Raw genomic sequence first — 17,289 nt, 5'->3', positions numbered from 1 at the left:
AGCCATCACCATGGACCGTCGCCGTTTCATTCAACAAGGCAGCGCAGCCTTCTCTCTCGGCACCGTCGCCGGCACCAGCCTGCCTCTGTCGGCCTGGGCCCAGGCGCGCAAGGACACGCTGCGCGTGCTCTCCGAGGGCGCGCCCAACTCGCAGGACCCGCACGGCGAGGGCGTGAGCCGCGAATCGCTGGGCCTGTTCTTCAACGTCTACGACCGGCTCATCAACTTCGACCGCGCGCAGCTCTCGCCGGGCGTCTTCAAGTACGACTACGGCCGCTTTCGCGGCGAGCTGGCCGAGCGTTTCGAAACCAGCGCCGACGGCCGCACCCTGACCTTCTTCCTGCGCCGCGACGCCACCTTCCACGACGGCAAGCCCGTGACGGCCGCCGACGTGAAGTGGTCGCTCGACCGCGCGGTCTCGCTGCCGGCCAGCAAGCGCCAGCTCGCTACCGGCTCGCTCGAGAATCCCTCGCAGTTCACGGTGGTGGATGCGCACACCTTCCGCATCGCGCTGCCGCGCGCCGACCGCTACACGCTGCCGAACCTCGCGCTGAGCTTCGCCTCGGTGCTCAACAGCGAGCTCGCGAAGTCGCATGCCACCGCGGCCGATCCCTGGGCCACCGAATGGGTCAAGGCGCACGAAGCCGGCGGTGGCGCCTTCCGCATCGAGAGCTTCACGCCGGGCCAGCAGGTGGTCTACACCCGCTTCGATGGTTGGAAGGGCGGCAGCGCGCCCCAGCTGCGCCGCGCCGTGTTCCAGGTCGTGCCCTCGGCCTCCAACCGCGTGTCCGCCTTGCTCAAGGGCGACGCCGACGTGGCGCTGCAGCTGCCGCCCAAGGACCTCGACGCGCTGACCGACACCACGCGCGCCAAGGTGGTGTCGGTGCCGGTCACGACCAGCTTCCGCTTCGTCGCCTTCAACACCCAGGCCAAGCCCTTCGACGACGTGCGCGTGCGCCAGGCCATCGCCTACGCCCTGCCCTACACCACCCTGCTGCGCGGCGCCAACCTGGGCCGCGGCGAGGCGCTGTACGGCGCCAGGCCCGGCAAGCCCGCGAGCAGCCGCTTTCCGCAGCCCTATCCCTACGACACCCAGTTGCTCAAGGCGAAGGAGCTGCTGGCGCAGGCCGGCCATCCGCAGGGCTTCAAGACCAGCTTCAGCTACAACGTCGGCGACGCCACGCTGGCCGAGCCCGCGGCGCTGCTGATCCAGGAAGCGCTGGCGAAGATCGGCATCGCGCTGAGCATCGAGAAGGTGCCCAGCGCCCAGTGGGGCACGCTGCAGACCGAGAAGAAGCTGCCCTTCTTCATCGACAGCTCCTCGGCCTGGTTCAACGACCCCGACTACTTCTTCCGCATCTTCTTCCAGGGAGACTGGCGCTGGAACTTCGGTTCGTTCAAGAACGACGAACTCGCCAAGCTGCTCGAGCAGGCGCGCTGGGAGACCGACCGCGCGAAATACGACCGCGCGATCCAGCGCGCGATCGAGATCGCCTTCGAGCAGGTGCCGCTGGTGCCGCTGTGGCTGCCCACCTTCGAGGCGGCGCTGCAGCCCGACCTGCAGGGCTTCACCTACTACATCCATGGCCAGGTGGACTTCCGGCCATTGACGCGCTCATGAGCTTCGCCCGGCGCGTCGTCTCCAGGCTCGCGGCCACCGTGCCGGTGCTCGCGGGCACTGCCGTCTTCACCTTCGTGCTCACGCACGTGCTGCCGGGCGACCCCGCGGCCTTCCTCGCCTCGGGGCCGAACGCCGGTCCGGAGGAGATCGCGCAGATCCGCGCGCGCATGGGCCTCGACCTGCCCCTACCGACGCAGCTGTGGCACTACCTGCAGGCACTGGCGCACGGCGACTGGGGCCAGTCGCACACGACGGGGCAGCCGGTGCTGACCGACCTGTGGCAGCGCCTGCCGGCCTCGCTAGAGCTCACCTTCGCGGCCTTCGTGCTCACGCTGCTGGTGGCACTGCCGCTGGGCACCGCGGCCGCGCTGCGCCCGCGCTCGTTGTGGGACCGCGCCTGCACCGTGCTCACGGTGGGCGGCAGCTGCGTGCCGAGCTTCGTGATCGCGCTGCTGCTGGTCTACGTCTTCTATTTCCTGCTGGGCTGGGCGCCCGAACCCACGGGCCGCATCGACGCGATGATCGAGCCGCCGCCGGTGCGCAGCGGCTTCATGCTGGTCGATGCCGTCCTCGCGCTGCGCTGGGATGCCTTCGCTTCCGCGGCCGGCCGGCTGCTGCTGCCGAGCGTGGCGATGGCCGCCTTCTCGCTGGCACCGGTGGCGCGGCTCACGCGCGCGTCGCTGCTGGGCGTGCTGCGCAGCGACCCCGTGCGCACCGCGCGCGCGCTCGGCCTGCCGCCGCGCGCGGTGCTGGCCGGCGCGCTGCACCTGGCGCTGCTGCCGGTGGTCACCAGTGCAGGCATGGTGTTCTCGTACATGCTGAGCGCCAACGTGGTGATCGAGAAGGTGTTCGCCTGGCCCGGCATCGGCAGCTATGCGCTCGACGCGCTGATGGCGGCCGACCATGCGCCGCTGCAGGGCTTCGTGCTGCTGGTCGCGCTGATGTTCGTGCTGGTGAATTTCGCGATCGACCTGCTGCACGAGCGCATCGATCCGCGCGTGGGGAGCGCGGCATGAGCGCGGTGCCGGGCAAGTTCGAGGCGGATGCGCGGCCGCGCTGGCGCCCGCGCGGCAACGAGGCGCTGGGCCTGCTGCTGCTCGCGCTGCTGCTGTTCGCCGCCATCGCCGGCCCCGCGCTCGCGCCCTTCGATCCTCTCGCCACCGACGTGCCCGCGCGGCTGCAGCCGCCGAGCGCGCTGCACTGGTTCGGCACCGACGCGCTGGGCCGCGACCTGTTCTCGCGCGTGCTGGTGGCCACGCGGCTCGATCTCTCGATGGCCGCGGGCGCGGTGCTGCTGTCGCTGGCGGCGGGCAGCGCCATCGGTGCGCTGTGCGGCTTCGTCGGGGGCCGGCTCGACCGCTGGGTCGGCCGGCTGGTCGACGTGCTGATGGCCTTCCCGCTGTTCGTGGTGGCGATGGCGCTGGTCGCGGCCTGGGGCAACACGGTGATCAACATCGTCTATGCGACGGCGCTGATCAACCTGCCCTTCTACATCCGGCTCGCGCGCAGCGAGGTCGGCGTGCGGCGCGGCGCCGGCTATGTGCTGGCCGCGCGGCTCAGCGGCCAGGGCCCGGCGCGGCTGCTGTTCGGCGTGCTGCTGCCGCACGTGCTGCCCATGCTCGCGGTGCAGGGCTCGATCAACCTGGGCTGGGCGCTGCTCAATGGCGCGGGCCTGTCCTTCATCGGCCTCGGCGTGAGGCCGCCGACGCCCGAATGGGGCGTGCTGGTGAGCGAAGGCGCACCCTACATCATCACCGGCCAGTGGTGGCTCGCGGGCTTCCCGGGCCTGGCGCTGTTCATGGCCGTGGGCTGCTTCACGCTGCTGGGCGACGCGCTGCGCGACCGGCTCGATCCGCGCGGCGCCGCCGACCGGAGCGGCCCATGAGCGCGCCGCTGCTCGAGGTCGATGCGCTGAGCCTGCGCTTCCATGGCGCGCAGGGCGCGGTCCATGTGCTCGACCGCGTGAGCCTCCAGCTCGCGGCCGGCGAAACCCTGGGCCTGGTCGGCGAGAGCGGATCGGGCAAGTCGGTGACCGCGCTGGCGCTCGCGGGCCTGCTCGATGCGCAGGCCGACGCGGCCGCGCGGCGGCTGCGCTTCCAGGGGCTCGAACTGCTCGACGACAGCGGCCGTCCGGCGCGCGCGGCCTGGGATGCGCTGCGTGGCCGCCGCATCGGCTTCGTGTTCCAGAGTCCGCGCCGCGCGCTGCATCCGCTGCGCACCATCGGCGACCAGCTGCAGCAGGTGCTGCGGCTGCACCGCGGCCTGTCGGCACGCGCCGCGCGCCAGGCCGCACTCGAATGGATCGAACGCGTGGGCCTGCCCGAGCCCGAGCGCCGGCTGCGCGCTTTTGCCCACCAGCTCTCGGGCGGCCAGTGCCAGCGCGCGATGATCGCGCTGGCACTGGCCGGCGAGCCCGAGCTGCTGATCGCCGACGAGCCGACCACCGGCCTCGACGTGGTCACGCAGGCGCGGGTGCTCGACCTGCTGGCCGGCCTCGCGCGCGAGCGTGGCCTGGCGACCCTGCTGATCACCCACGACCTCGCGCTGGCCGCGCAACGCTGCGACCGCATCGCCGTGATGCATGCGGGCCAGGTGGTCGAGACCCTGCCCTCGCGGCACCTGCGCGAGGGCGCGGCCCATCCTTACACGCGCCAGTTGCTGCGCGCCACGCCGCAATCGGCGAACACGCTCGATGCGTTGCGCGGCGTCGATGGCCGGCTGCCCGATCTCGCGCGCGCCGACCTGCCGGCCTGCCGCTTCGCCGAGCGCTGCCCGCAGGCCGAGGCGCGCTGCCGGATGCAGCCGCCGGTGGCGCACTGGCAAGGTACCGCGCACCGCGTGCATTGCTGGCTGCCGCTGGCGCCGGCCACGCGGCCCGGCGCCGAACATCCCGTCCATCCGACACCCGAAGCAGTCCCCGCATGACACAGCCCAAATCCGACACCCTGGCCTCGCTCTTTCGCAGCCGCTACGGCGGCGAGTCGCCGCGGTCCGCGCCGCCGCCGGCCAATCCCGTGCTCGAAACCCTGCTGGCCCACCGCTCGGTGCGTGCCTTCGATGCCGAGCGCGCGCTACCGCCGGGCACGCTCGAATGGCTGATCGCCGCAGCGCAGTCGGCGCCCAGTTCGTCGAACCTGCAGACCTGGAGCGTGGTGGCGGTCGAAGACCCCGAACGCAAGGCGCGCATCGCCGAGTACGCGGGCCGGCAGGCCCAGGTGCGCGAGGCGCCGCTGCTGCTGGTGTGGCTGGCCGACGTCGCGCGCCTGCGCACCCTGGCCGACGACGCGGCCGTGCCCATCGAAGGCGCCGACTTCCTCGACACCTCGCTGATGGCCGTGATCGATGCCGCCTTGGCCGCACAGAACGCCGTGACCGCGGCCGAATCGCTGGGACTGGGCACCGTCTACCTCGGCGCGATCCGCAACCGGCCCGAGGAGGTGGCGGCCGAGCTGGGCCTGCCGCCCGGCGTGTTCGCGGTCGTCGGCCTGTGCATCGGCTGGCCCGATCCGGCACGGCCGGCGGCCGTCAAGCCGCGGCTGCCGCAGCGCGCGGTGCTCTCGCACGAACGCCATGCGGCCGGCGACACCGTCGGCCATGTGAAGCACTACGACGCGACCATGCAGTCCTTCTATGCCTCGCAGGGCATGCCGGCGGTGCGCTGGAGCGACCATTCGCTGGCGCGCCTGCGCGACCCCGCGCAACTGCGCGGCCGCCACCGGCTGGTGGAGGCGCTCGCCGCGCAACGCATCGGACTGCGCTGAGGCCATGGGCGAGTCGCAAGCGCTGCTGCGCGTCGAGGACCTGCACGCACGCCATGCGTTGCCCGCGGTGCCGGCCTGGGGCGGCCTGGTGCATCGCCGCCGCTGGCTGCCGGCCGTGGACGGCGTGAGCTTCGCGCTGGCGCGCGGCGAGGCGCTGGGCCTCATCGGCGAATCGGGCTGCGGCAAGTCGACCCTGGCATCCATGCTCGCGCGGCTGGCCGATCCGCTGTCGGGCCGGCTGCTGTTCGACGGCATCGATCTGGCCAGCGTGCGTGCCGGCCAGGCGGCCGATGCGCCCTGGCGCCATCGCATCCAGATGGTGTTCCAGGACCCGTACGAAAGCCTGGACCCGCGCCGCAGCGCCTTCGAGGCGATCGCCGATCCGCTGCGCCGGCTGGCGGCGCTCGACGACGCCGCGTTGCGCGAACGCGTGCTGCGGACCGCGCGGCGCGTGCAACTCGGCGACGAGCTGCTGGCGCGCCGGCCGCACCAGCTCTCGGGCGGCCAGGCCGCGCGCGTGGGCATCGCGCGCGCGCTGGCGCCCGCGCCCGAGCTGCTGATCCTCGACGAGCCCACCGCGGCGCTCGACGTCTCGGTGCAGGCCGGCCTGCTCGCGCTGCTGGCGGGGCTGCGCCGCGAGCTCGGCCTCGCGATCCTGTTCATCTCGCACGACCTCGGCGTGGTGCGGCTGCTGTGCGAGCGCGTGCTGGTGATGCGCGCGGGGCGCATCGTCGACGAAGGGGCGCCGCAGGCGCTGTTCGAGCGCCCTCGGCATCCCTACACCGCCGAGCTGGCCGCCGCGGTGCCGCGCTTTCCGGCGGCCGCCTGAGCGGCCGGCCGGACGCGGCTTCAGGGCTGGAAGTACAGATCCGCGAAGCTCCCGCGGATGTGCTCGCCGGTCGGCCCCTAGTCGCGCACCTTCTTCGCCAGCACGGTGATCGCCGGATTCGCGCCCAGCTCGATCGAAGGCACGTCGCGGTGCACGATCTGCTGGAAGTCGACGAAGAGCTGGCGCCGCCTGGTCTCGTCCACTTCCACCGCCGCTGCTTCCAGCAGCCGGTCGACCTCGGGATTGACGTAGTGCGCCGCGTTCGAGAACGGCAGGCCAACCTTGAAGTTCTTCGACCAGAACACGCGCTGCACGCCCACCGTGGGATCGAACAGGTTGGTGAGGCTCTCGAGCGTGATGTCGAAGGCGCGCTCGGTGTAGGCCTTGGTCACGTAGGTCGCGAAGTCGTAGCTCTCGACCGCGGCATCGATGCCGATGCGGCCCAGCGACTGGCGCACGAAGTCGGCCGCGCGGCGTTCCTGGAACGGGTTGTAGAGCACCCGCAGCTTGAGCCGCGTGCCGCCCGCGCCGCGCTTGAAGCCGGCCGCGTCGAGCGCGGCCTCTGCCGCCTTCGGGTCGTAGGGATAGGGCTGAATGCTCGCATCGTGGTAGCGCGAGATCCCCTTGCCGATCGGCGAGGCCGAAGGCGTGCCCAGGCCATACCAGACCGTCTTCGCGAAGGCATTCACGTCGATCGCCTGAGCAATGGCACGACGCACCTCCACCTTCTGCAGCGCCGGCGTGTCGAGGTTGAAGTAGATCTGCTGGTGGCTGCCGAGGTAGGGCGAGATGCGCGTATCGATCTCCACGCCGGGCAGCTTGCGGAAGCGCTCCACGTCCGACAGCGGGATGCCGCCGGTGCCGTTGGCCAGGTCGGCCGCGCCCGACTCGAGCGCCGCGGCGCGCGCGGCGGCATCGAGCACGAAGCGCACCACCACGCGGTCGAGATACGGCTTGGGCTTGTCCCAGTAGTTCGGGTTGCGCTCGAGGATGATGTGGCTGCCCTGCACCCACTCCTTGAACACGAAGGGACCGGTGCCGATCGGCTGGCTGTTGTACTTGCTCGCCGAGATGTCCGTGCCTTCGTACAGGTGCTTGGGCACGATCGGCGATTCGGTCGCGGCCAGGGCCGTCAGCAGGAAGGGCGCGGGCTTGCTCAGCACCACCACGGCCGTGTAGGGATCGGGCGTGCGCACCTCCACCACGTTGGCGAAGGTGCCGCGGCCGCGCGGATGCACCTGCTTGAGCGTCAGGATCGAGAAGGCCACGTCGGCCGAGGTGAAGTCCTTGCCGTCGTGCCACTTCACGCCCTTGCGCAAGGTGAAGGTGTATTGCAGGCCATCGGCGCTCAGCGACCAGGCCGTGGCCAGCAGCGGCTTGGGCTTGAGCTCGTAGTCGTAGGTCAGCAGGCCTTCGACGATCTTCGGGCCAATCTCGGCATTGCCGCCGGCCGTGGTCGTCAGCGGAACGATGGAAGCCGGCACGGGATTGACCAGCCAGTTCAGCGTGCCGCCCTGCCGGGGCTGGGCCCAGGCCGCGGGCGCGGCCAGCAGCGCGAGGGCCGAGAGCGCGGCGGCGCCGGCGGCCAGCGTGCGGCGACGCAGCGGGCCGATGCTCTTGTTGCGAGAGGGAGATGTCATGTTCGGATGCGTGTGGCCAACGAAGCTCGCTCAGAACGCCGGGATGACCGCGCCCTTGTACTTGTCCTGGATGAACTTGCGCACCTCGGGCGTGTGCAGCGTCTTCACCAGCTTGGCGATGGCCGGCGACTGCAGGTTGTCCTTGCGCGCCGCGATGAAGTTCGCATAGGGCGAATGGCGGCCGTCCTCGATGAACAGCGCGTCGCGGCCCGGATCGAGCTTGGCCTCGAGCGCGTAGTTGGTGTTGATCAGCGCGAGGTCCACGTCGGGCAGTGCGCGCGGCAGTTGCGCCGATTCGATCTCGCGGATCACCAGCTTCTTCGGGTTCGAGACGATGTCGCGCGCGGTCGACTTGATGTTGCCCGGGTCCTTGAGCTTGAGCAGGCCCTGCTTGGCCAGCAGCGCCAGCGCGCGGCCCGAGTTCGACGGATCGTTGGGGATCGCCACCACCGCGCCCTCGCGCAGGTCGGCCGCCTTCCTGATCTTCTGCGAGTAGGCGCCGAAGGGCTCGATGTGCACGTCGCTGTTCGGCACCTCGACGATGTCGGTCTTGCGGTCCTTGTTGAAGGAATCGAGGTAGGGACGGTTCTGGAAGAAGTTCGCGTCGAGCTGCTTGTCGCCGACCGCGAGGTTGGGCTGCACGTAGTCGTTGAACACCTTGACCTCGAGGTCCACGCCCTGCGCCTTGAGCTGCGGGCGGATGAATTCGAGGATCTCGGCATGCGGCACCGGCGAGGCCGCCACGCGCAGCGTCTCCTGCGCCTGCGCGGACATCGCGCCCAGACCGGCCACCGACAGCACCATCACCGAGAAGGCGCGCTGAAACGAAAACGTCATGGTTGGAATTCCCTCATCGTCAGAAATGAAAAACGCCGGATCGCCCTGTCCTCGCAGGAACGTCCGGCGCTGCGCAGGTTAGCGGCGCGATGCCGCGCTCCCAAGCGATGAATCGGCGCTTGCTTATGCGACCCGCGAGCAAGCGGCGGGCATGATCCTCAGTTCATGCGCTGCAGCAGCACGTCGGTCACCGCCACGCTGCCCGAGGCCTTCGGGAACCGCAGCGTGACCTGCTTGATGTGCGCGAGGTCCACGCCATGCAGCGCGAAGGCCTTCAGCGGAACCGCCACCATGTTCAGCAGCGGCCGCGTGGTGCCGGTGTCGGCATAGATCGCGTCCGCGGGCGCGTCGACCAGCGGGATCGTGCCGTCGGGCTTGCGCGCGATGCCGTAGAGCGCGTCGCTGAAGTCGCTGCCCTTGATCGCCGCCTTGCGATCCTGCGTGTCGGTCAGCGCGATCTCGACCTCCTGGCCGATGGGAGCCACCACGGCGACGCGCAGGCTCAGCGTGTCGAAGCCCTGGGTGGAAAGGTCGCCGGTGTGGATCGTCATCGCGGCGCCGGCCGCGGTCCACTGCAGCTGGGCCTGGTCCGTGATCGACCAGGTCAACAGCGTCTTCGCGTCATAGGTGTAGTCGTACAACGCGCCTTCCTTGAACAGGCGATCGACGCTGGCCTGGCTCGCGGGATCGGTGCATGCCGCGTCGCGATCGGGCTTGAGCGCGAGGAATCGGCATTGCACGGCCTGGGCGAATTTCTCGTAGGCGGTCGAGAGCCCGTTCGGGTTCTTCGCGCTGGCATCGATGGCGCGGAAGTTCTGGAGCAGCTTGCGCTGCGCGGCGGGTTGATGGATCGTCAGGATCACGCGCTCGTCGCAACTGCCCTCGCCCACCGGGCAGCCCGCGGCCGGGATCGGCGCCTGCCCCTTCCAGTACGGCGCGAACTGGAACTCGTCGCCGACGAAATAGCGCATGAACGATTCGATCAGGAACATGCCGTTGCGGCGCTGGTCCTCCTGGCTCAGGCGCAGCGTCTCGGCCTCTGCGGCCTTGCAGTAGAGGGGGGCGCGGATCTGCGAATCGTCGATCTTGGCCCAATAGTCGTTGTAGAAGTTGTGGTTGGCGCCCCGCACCAGGACCTGGTACTTGGGCGCGCTGTCGTCCTCGGCGGTGTAGCGGCTCTCGTCGAAGATCTGCGCGCCTTCCAGCGTGTAGACGTCGCCGTCGCAGCTGGGCAGCAGGGTCATGAACGGCACATGGGTGATGCGCGACAGCTGCTTCTTGTTGATCGCCGCGAGCGAGAAGACCGCGCGGATCCGGTGCGGGTCCCCGGTGCTCGAAGGCAGCAGCACGCCGGATTGGCGCAGGGCCTCCTCGGAGGTGGCCTGCTGCAGCCATTGCTCGCTGTTCGCATTGATTCGCCGCACCACGGTGCCCAGGTCCCGGAGCGCGGCGGTGGCCTTCTCCAGCGCGAGCTCCGCGGCCTGGAGCACGGCCTGTGCGTCCTGCGCCTGGCGCTGCAGTTGCTCCACCTCGCGGGTCAAGGCCTCGATCTCCAGCGCTGGCGCGGGCGGCGTGCGGCCCAGCGCCGCCTGGTGCTTGAACTTCGCGATCAGGAGCTGCACCGAGGCGGCGGTCGAGGCGGATTGCGCCTCGTCGACCCGCTGCCGCGCTTCGTCCAGCGCGGCCTGGAGCGGAACGGTCGCCGCGCGGATGTCGCGTGCCTTCTCGACGTTCTGGTAGCTGATGCCCACGCGTTGCCGGTTCAGCTCCACCGCATAGGCCACCGCTTCCGCGCCGCGCGAGTGCCCGACGAGGCCCACGCGTCCGAGGTCCATCCTGCCCTTGAGCTCGGGCAGCGCCACGCCGTTGAACACGCCCGTGGCGTTGCCCGCGCGCAGCAGGTCGAGCGTGGTCATCAGCAACTGGCCGCGCGCCAGCGCACCGGCATCCGAGGCATTGCCGTTGAGACCGTTGATCTTTCCCGCATCGATGGAGAAGGCCACGTAGCCGTTCTCCGCCAGGCTCTTCTGCAGGTAGTCGTAGCCCTTGGCGTTGTTGAGATCGGAGGAGTCATGCATGCCGTGCAGGAACACCACCACCGGATGGCCGCCGCTGGCCGAGGGCTGGACCCTGGAATCGCCCGGTGTGCCGGCCGGCCCTGTCGGATAGCGCACCGTGCCCCGCAGCGGCACGGTGTAGATCACGTCCTTGTACCGCGCATCCGACACCGCCGCGGTGCCGAAGCCATAGACGATCTGCTCCGAGGACACATGGCCTCCCTTCTCGCCGAACGGCACGGTCGCGGTGAACCGGGTGACGACGGAAGGGTCCTCCGGATTCGGTGGCGTGGTGACCGGGATGGTCGGCGCCGGATCGGCCGTGCCGGTGGTGACGCCGGTCGTGGGCGGAGGCGCCATCAAGGCCAGGGAGCCCGCCCCGCCGTCGCTGCCTCCACCGCATCCGCTCGCGAGGGCGAATCCCAGAAGAACCGCGCACGCTTTCAACAAGCGCATGCAACGCTGTCCATTCATTGATCTTCTCCAAAATATTCTTTCGATGATTGGAGCGATCTGCGATCCAGGCACGACTCGCTCCGAGTGGTGTCCGATTCGCGCCATGCGGATTTATCGATTCATCGGGGCCGACGCTTGTCTCTCGTGATGATGAGCATCTCGCGTTGCGGACCGCGCGGAGAAGCAATTCATATGCCTCTCGAAGATGTCGTTTCTTTATTCCTTGCTGCATCGATTCATCGGCATTAAAGATATTCATTGACCAATTAATCAATGAAAAATTATTCCTTCGAAAAGCAATCTGCAATTTCCGAGAACCCGTCTGGAGATGGCGCCAGAAGATGCGAAGTGCGTCGCCGCGCGCGGATGCCTTGGTGATGCCAGGAGGCATCCGGCAACCGAAGTGCATGCCTCGCGCGCCCGTCGCGACCGGATGGGGACCGGGCCATCCACACGCACGAACGCGGTGCGTGCCGGGCCGAGGCCGCGTCCGTGAATCCGTAGTCGCGAGTCCGTGAAACTCCGCTATCTTCTCGCGCAGGCGCGCGGCGATGCACCGCGCTGCCACCCACGCTCAGGAACACATCGCATGGCGCCCGCCGACATCCCCAGCCCACCGCCCTACTACCACGGCACCAAGGCCGACCTCAACCCCGGCGACCTGATCGAAGCCGGCCGCAGTTCCAACTACGGCCAGCGAAGGAAGGCGGCGTATGTCTATCTAAGCGCCACGCTCGAGGCCGCGACCTGGGGTGCCGAGCTGGCCATCGGCGAGGGCCGCGGCAGGATCTACGTGGTGGAGCCCACCGGGCCGATCGAGGACGATCCCAACCTCACCGACAAGAAATTCCCGGGCAATCCGACCAGGTCCTACCGCACGCGGCAGCCGCTGCGGATCACGGGCGAGGTGAAGGACTGGCAGGGCCATGCGCCCGAGCAACTCCAGGCGATGCGCGAGCACCTGGAGGCGCTCAAGCGCGCGGGCATCGAGGCGATCGAGGACTGACGACCACGCGGACGCGTTGCCCGCTCAGGCCGCTCGCCGCCGCGTCTCGCCCTGCCACAGCGCGCCCGCATAGAGCTCGGGCCCGAAGTCCGGCGCCACCTCGGCGCGCGTGCGCGCCTCGTGCAGCGGCAGGTCGGCCAGCAGCAGGTCTTCGCTGATGCGGCGCACGATGGCCGGCACATAGCCGCGCATGCCGGGCACGTCGCCCAGCGGCAGCCCGGTGCTCGCGAAGCCGCCCGGGTTGTAGACGTGGATGTCGCGCAGCCACGGCGCCGTGCCCGCCGTCTTCTCGACCAGCTCGAGGCCCGTGCCCAAGTAGGGCGCGGCAGCGAGCTCGTCGTCGCGCTCGTGCGCGGGCGCCTCGAAGCGGTCGCGCCAGCGCAGCACCAGGTCGGCGATGCCGGCCAGCTCAGGGCGCTCGCTCAGCTCGTGGCTGTAGCCGGTGCCGGCGATCGCGAAGTCGAAGTGGAAATGCGCGTCGTGCACATGGGCCACGAGCTGGTTGCCGTTCCGCGTGACGCCGCGCCACGGCGCGCCCAGGTGCAGGTGGAAGTTGGGAAAGGCCAGCACGCGCTGCACCGAGTCGGGCGGCGGCGTGGTGCCCAGGCGCCGGTAGCGCGCCGCATGGTGCCAGCGCGTGGCATCGGGCAGCGCGAAGTAGTTGTCGTACAGGCCCGGATAGCCACGCACGCGCGCCACCGGCGTGGCCGCGAGATGGTCGCGGCGCGCGAACAGGTGCACGGCGGCGGCGCCATGCTCGAGCGCCACCGCGGCCGCGTCGAAGGCCGAGGCCGCCGCGCCGATCACGGCCACGCGCTTGCCTTCGAGCCCCGCGAAATCGATCGCATGGCCGGTGTGGGCCGCGAGCCCGCCGGCCACCGCGTTCGCGAGCAGCTCGGGCACGAAGGGCGCGCCGCTGCCGGCCACGCCGTTGGCGAAGATCAGCTTGCGCGCGGTCTCGATACGCTCCTGGCCATCGACCTCGAGCCGCACGCGGAAGTGCGGCACCGCGCCCTGCCCCGCCGCCTCGAAGCCGACCAGACGCGTGCCATAACGCACCCCGGTGGCGGTGATGTGGCGGAACCAGTCGAGGTAGGCGGCCCAGTCGGTGCGCGGAATGCGGTCGAGCGCCGCATAGGCCTCGAGGCCGTGACGCGATTCGTACCAGGCCTGGAAGCCCAGCGCGCTCACCGAGCCTTCGGGACCGACCAGGTTCTTGAGCGTGCGCAGCTTGTGCATGCGCGCGCGCGTGAGCCACACGCCGGCGCGCTGCGCATCGAGCGCGGCATCGATCACGCTGACTTCGGCGATGCCCGCGCGGCGCAGCGCGAAGGAGAGCGCGGCACCGCTCTGGCCGCCGCCGACGACGAGCACGTCGTGGGCGATGCCATCGTGGCGCGGCACCCAGTTGGCGGGCGCGGGGCCGAGCAGGCGCAGCGCCTCGTGGGCGAAGCGGTCGCGTGGGTCCTGAAGGTCGAAGAGGGTGACGTTGCTCATGGGGGGTCCAGAAAAAAACGGGCCCCGAGGGGCCCGTTGAAACTGCATCGCCGAAGAGACCAGGAGACACTCACCCTCGAAGGCAAGAGCCCTCATTCTTCAAGAGAGCGCGGCCTTCGCGAAGCACGTAATCCGCATACGCTGATCCGTTTTTGTTCTTTGCCGCGTTGCCTCGCCGCGCGATAGCCTGCGGGCACGCCCACCGAGTGCGCGCCCGGAAGGCGCATGCCCCCGCCAGAGACAAGCCTCTTCCCGTCGCCATGAACTTCCAGCAACTGCGATCCGTGCGCGAGACCGTGCGCTGCGGCTTCAACCTCAGCGAAGCCGCCGTGGTGCTCGAGGCCTCGCAGTCCGGCGTGAGCCGGCAGATCCGCGACCTCGAGAACGAACTCGGCATCCTGCTGTTCAAGCGCTCGGGCAAGCGGCTCACCGGCCTCACCTCGCCCGGCGACCACCTGCTGCCGATCATCGAGCGCGTGCTCGACGACAGCCTGAACCTGCGCCAGGCCGGCCAGGATTTCCTGGCGCGCGAGGAGGGCCTGCTGTCGATCGCGGCCACGCATTCGCAGGCGCGCTATGCGCTGCCGGCCGCGGTGCAGGAGTTCCGGCTGCGCTTTCCCGGGGTGCGGCTGCACCTGCACCAGGGCACGCCGCGCCAGATCGCGCAGATGCTGCTCGACGGCGAGGTCGACGTGGGCATCGCTACCGAGCTGCCGCGGAACCATCCGCAGCTCGCCGCCATCTCCTGTCGCTGCTGGACGCACCTGGTGGTGGCGCCCGCGGGCCATCCGCTGCTGACCGAGGCGCCGCTCACCATCGAGAAGCTCGCGCGCCATCCGCTCATCACCTACGACAGCGGCCTCACGGGCCGCTCGCGCATCGACGAGGCCTTCGCGCGCCATGGGCTCTCGCCCGACATCGTGCTGGCCGCGATGGATGCCGACGTGATCAAGACCTACGTGGAGCTCGGCGTGGGCGTGGGCATCGTCGCCGACCTGGCCTACGACGCGGTGCGCGACCGGCGCCTGCGCGCGCTGGAAGCCGGCCATCTGTTCGGCGCGAACCGCACCCAGCTCGCGGTGCGCCGCGGCGGGCATCTGCGCGGCTACATCCACGCCTTCATCGATGCCTTCGCGCCCGGCATGGCGCGCGAGGCGATCGCGCGCGCCAGCGCGGAGGCACCGCCCGACGACGGAGGCTGAACGTCAGGGTTGTTGCGGTTCGCCGAGCGAGAGCATCAACCGGTTCGCCCAGTTGAAGAAGGCCGCGCCGTGGATCACGTCGGCGATCGCGAGATCGTCGAGGCCCTGCGCGCGCAATGCCTCGATGTGTTCCGTGCCGAAGTTCGAGGGCGTCGACGACAGCGCCACCGAGGCCGCGACGATCGCATCCCAGCGCTCGCCGAGCGCGGCCGTCGTGCCCTCGTCGAGCAGCCGCTGCACATCGTCCGAACGCTGCGAGAAATGCGTGGCGAAGCGCGCATGCACCGAGGCGCAGTAGATGCAGCCGTTGTGGCGCGAGGCCGCGGCCGCGGCCAGTTCGCGCTCGGCGCGCGGCAGGCCGGCCTCGGGGTTGTAGAAGATGTCCTTGTCGGTGCGCGTGCGCGCGCCGAGGATGTCGGGATCGCGCGCGAGCAGCCGGAAGTACGGCGACTTGGCGCGCGAGGCATCCACCAGGCCCGCGAGGTGACGCTCGGTGAGCTCGGCTTCGGGCAGCGGCTCGAGCCAGGGCAGCCATTCGAGCTGCGCCTGCGTGAAGCGCGTGGGGTGCGCGTTGTCCGGATAGCTCAGGGTCGATTCGGTGGCCATGGCGTTCAGTCGACGGAAGTGATGGGATGGCGCGCCAGCGTGCGCAGGCCCGCGACGACGCGGATCTGGAACGCGAGGAAGGCCACGAGCTGCGACAGAGTCACGATGCCGGTGGACGACCAGCCGGCATCGAGCAAGGCCTGCAGCGCGGTGGGGCTCGCATCGCGCGGATGGAACACCAGCAGCTGCGCATGCACGAGCGCGGCCGACAGGCGCGGGCCCAGCGCTTCGCGGTTCCCATCGGCGACCGCGTACGAGGGGCCGGCCGTGTCCTCGGCGCTCAGCGGGCCGGCGGGATAGCGTCCGTACGGGCCCTTGGCGGCGGCGCGTTTCGCTTCGTCCGCGACCGCCTCGGCCAGGCCCGCGCGTGCGCGCTGCGAGGCCAGGCGCTGCGCGTAGAAGCGCGCGACCTCGGGCTGCTCGTGCAGCGCGGTCACGAAGGCCGCGATGGCGAATCGGTCCGCGATATCGAACGCTTCGGGCACGGGCGGCGTGGGCGCGAACAGCGCGAGGTAGCTCTGCTGCGCGTTGAGGCGTGCCTGTTCGCGCTGCGCGCGCAGGCGGTCGAGCGGATCGCCGGGCGCGATGCCGACCAACTGGTCGATCACGTCGGCGACGGGAGTGGTGGTGGCGGTCATGAGGTCTGGAGGGAAGGAAGGTCGGTGGGTGCCGCAGCCGTGTCCCGCTGCCAGCCGAGCGCGGGCGCGACCTCGGTGGCGACGAGTTCGATCGAGCGCAGGATCGCCGCATGCGGCGGATCGACCGAGTGCACCTGGCACACGAGGTCGGTGACGCGCGCGAGCGTGCTGTCGGCGGCAAGCGATGCGATCACGTCCTCGGGCGTTCCCACGTGCACGTCGTAGGCCGCGATCAGTTGTTCGAGCGGGGCCTCGGGGCCCGCGCGGTCCGCGAGGCCACCGCCGCCCGAGGCCGCGAAGCGCGCGGCCGAGCGTCGCAGGCCGATCTCGGCCAGGCGCAGCGCCTCGGCGCGCGTGTCCGCCACGAAGACGCTGCGCGATCCCACGATGCGCGGCGTGGCGCCGGCGGGCAGCGCGGCGAGGTAGGCATCGACGATCGGGTTTTGCAGCTCTGCCAGCGTCGCATCGGGTGCTTCCAGCGTGCGCGGCTGGGTGCGCGAGAGCATCAGGCCGTCGCCGGCCTGGCCCGCGCGCGTGCCGCCGCCGACGGAGAAGGTCGCCTGCCAGATCCGGCCCAGCAGTTGGGCGCCCGCGGGGTACAGCGTGTCGCCGCCCGCGAGCGGCCGGCCGGCCCAGGCCGCGCGCACGGCGGCGAGCTGCCGCGCGAACAGCGCCGGACGCTCGGCCGCATCGAGGCCGAAAGCGGCGAAGGCCTCGGGCGTGCCGCCCGTGCCCACGCCGATTTCGAGCCGGCCGCCCGCGAGCAGGTCCAGCACGATGGCGTCCTCGGCCACGCGCAGCGCGTTCTCGAGCGGCAGGGTCACGATGCCGGTGCCCAGGCGGATGCGACGCGTGCGCGCGGCCACGTGGGCGAGAAAGACGAAGGGCGATGGCAGGCCGCCCTCGTGTTCGTGGAAGTGGTGCTGCGCGACCCAGGCCGAGTCGAAGCCGAAGGCCTCGGCGTGCGCGATCTGCGCGGCCACCAGGCGATAGCGCTCGGCCGCGGGGGCGTCGTCGAGCAGCCGGCTGAAGAAGCCGAGGCGCTTGCGCACCGTCGGTCGTTGGGCGGAGGGTGCGTGCGAAGGCTCGGGCATGAAGCGGAAATTGTGGCGGCCGGGGGCTGCGCCGGCTGCGAAGAA

General features: G+C 70.6%; 15 protein-coding genes. 8 read left to right on the top strand and 7 right to left on the bottom strand.

All coding sequences use genetic code 11. The features are described from left to right. The first annotated feature begins 10 nt into the window (after positions 1 to 10). From ACEN9J_RS32265 to ACEN9J_RS32240, 6 genes are read left to right on the top strand one after another with little or no spacing between them, the layout of a single operon-like run. Positions 11 to 1,621, top strand: coding sequence for an ABC transporter substrate-binding protein (locus ACEN9J_RS32265; RefSeq protein ID WP_413765312.1), 1,611 nt, complete (start codon positions 11 to 13; stop codon positions 1,619 to 1,621). Then, entirely contained in the window at positions 1,618 to 2,637 is a 1,020-nt protein-coding gene (locus ACEN9J_RS32260) for an ABC transporter permease (protein WP_413765311.1), read from the top strand. The genes ACEN9J_RS32265 and ACEN9J_RS32260 overlap by 4 nt, the downstream gene beginning before the upstream one ends. Continuing rightward, positions 2,634 to 3,506 carry an ABC transporter permease gene (locus tag ACEN9J_RS32255; RefSeq protein ID WP_296729439.1) on the top strand — a complete coding sequence of 291 codons (873 nt, stop codon included), beginning with the start codon at positions 2,634 to 2,636 and terminating at the stop codon, positions 3,504 to 3,506. The genes ACEN9J_RS32260 and ACEN9J_RS32255 overlap by 4 nt, the downstream gene beginning before the upstream one ends. After that, positions 3,503 to 4,546 carry an ABC transporter ATP-binding protein gene (locus ACEN9J_RS32250; protein WP_413765310.1) on the top strand — a complete coding sequence of 348 codons (1,044 nt, stop codon included), beginning with the start codon at positions 3,503 to 3,505 and terminating at the stop codon, positions 4,544 to 4,546. Before ACEN9J_RS32255 ends, ACEN9J_RS32250 begins: the two co-directional genes overlap by 4 nt. Beyond that, the gene (locus tag ACEN9J_RS32245) at positions 4,543 to 5,382 is read left to right on the top strand and encodes an NADPH-dependent oxidoreductase (protein ID WP_296729436.1); all 840 of its coding nucleotides are present in this window, start codon (positions 4,543 to 4,545) and stop codon (positions 5,380 to 5,382) included. The genes ACEN9J_RS32250 and ACEN9J_RS32245 overlap by 4 nt, the downstream gene beginning before the upstream one ends. Positions 5,383 to 5,386: 4 nt before the next feature. Continuing rightward, positions 5,387 to 6,211: an ABC transporter ATP-binding protein gene (locus ACEN9J_RS32240; protein ID WP_413765309.1), complete on the top strand. Its 825-nt coding sequence runs from the start codon at positions 5,387 to 5,389 to the stop codon at positions 6,209 to 6,211. 77 nt (positions 6,212 to 6,288) lie between these two features. On the opposite strand, the gene ACEN9J_RS32235 is transcribed toward ACEN9J_RS32240, so the two are convergent. The 3 genes from ACEN9J_RS32235 to ACEN9J_RS32225 form a co-directional block, all read right to left on the bottom strand. Next, entirely contained in the window at positions 6,289 to 7,851 is a 1,563-nt protein-coding gene (locus tag ACEN9J_RS32235; RefSeq protein WP_296729432.1) for an ABC transporter substrate-binding protein, read from the bottom strand. Positions 7,852 to 7,881: 30 nt separating this feature from the next. Continuing rightward, on the bottom strand, positions 7,882 to 8,688 hold the full coding sequence (locus ACEN9J_RS32230) for a MetQ/NlpA family ABC transporter substrate-binding protein (RefSeq protein WP_413765308.1): 807 nt from the start codon (positions 8,686 to 8,688) through the stop codon (positions 7,882 to 7,884). A gap of 158 nt (positions 8,689 to 8,846) precedes the next feature. After that, the gene (locus tag ACEN9J_RS32225; RefSeq protein WP_296729430.1) at positions 8,847 to 11,105 is read right to left on the bottom strand and encodes a hypothetical protein; all 2,259 of its coding nucleotides are present in this window, start codon (positions 11,103 to 11,105) and stop codon (positions 8,847 to 8,849) included. A gap of 685 nt (positions 11,106 to 11,790) precedes the next feature. On the opposite strand from ACEN9J_RS32225, the gene arr reads away from it, so the two are divergent. Beyond that, positions 11,791 to 12,207 carry an NAD(+)--rifampin ADP-ribosyltransferase gene (arr, locus tag ACEN9J_RS32220; protein WP_296729428.1) on the top strand — a complete coding sequence of 139 codons (417 nt, stop codon included), beginning with the start codon at positions 11,791 to 11,793 and terminating at the stop codon, positions 12,205 to 12,207. A 24-nt stretch (positions 12,208 to 12,231) separates the two neighbouring features. On the opposite strand, the gene ACEN9J_RS32215 is transcribed toward arr, so the two are convergent. After that, positions 12,232 to 13,704, bottom strand: a complete 1,473-nt coding sequence (locus tag ACEN9J_RS32215; protein ID WP_296729427.1) for a SidA/IucD/PvdA family monooxygenase — start codon at positions 13,702 to 13,704, stop codon at positions 12,232 to 12,234. A gap of 260 nt (positions 13,705 to 13,964) precedes the next feature. Here ACEN9J_RS32215 and ACEN9J_RS32210 point away from each other — a divergent pair, with 260 nt between their 5' ends. Beyond that, positions 13,965 to 14,906: a CysB family HTH-type transcriptional regulator gene (locus ACEN9J_RS32210; protein WP_296729425.1), complete on the top strand. Its 942-nt coding sequence runs from the start codon at positions 13,965 to 13,967 to the stop codon at positions 14,904 to 14,906. A 3-nt stretch (positions 14,907 to 14,909) separates the two neighbouring features. Here ACEN9J_RS32210 and ACEN9J_RS32205 read toward each other — a convergent pair whose 3' ends face one another. From ACEN9J_RS32205 to ACEN9J_RS32195, 3 genes are read right to left on the bottom strand one after another with little or no spacing between them, the layout of a single operon-like run. After that, positions 14,910 to 15,512, bottom strand: coding sequence for an alkylhydroperoxidase domain protein (locus ACEN9J_RS32205; protein ID WP_413765307.1), 603 nt, complete (start codon positions 15,510 to 15,512; stop codon positions 14,910 to 14,912). Between the two features lie 5 nt (positions 15,513 to 15,517). Next, a complete protein-coding gene (locus tag ACEN9J_RS32200) occupies positions 15,518 to 16,150 on the bottom strand; it encodes a CMD domain protein (RefSeq protein ID WP_413765306.1) in 633 nt (210 codons plus the stop codon). Then, a complete protein-coding gene (locus ACEN9J_RS32195; protein WP_413765305.1) occupies positions 16,147 to 17,244 on the bottom strand; it encodes a putative FMN-dependent luciferase-like monooxygenase in 1,098 nt (365 codons plus the stop codon). Before ACEN9J_RS32195 ends, ACEN9J_RS32200 begins: the two co-directional genes overlap by 4 nt. Between the last annotated feature and the right edge of the window lie 45 nt (positions 17,245 to 17,289).

The organism is Variovorax sp. Varisp41 (assembly GCF_047325085.1).
Classification (GTDB): Bacteria; Pseudomonadota; Gammaproteobacteria; order Burkholderiales; family Burkholderiaceae_C; genus Variovorax.
Note: the sequence above shows the minus strand (reverse complement) of the source record. Positions and strands in the feature narration are given on the sequence as shown.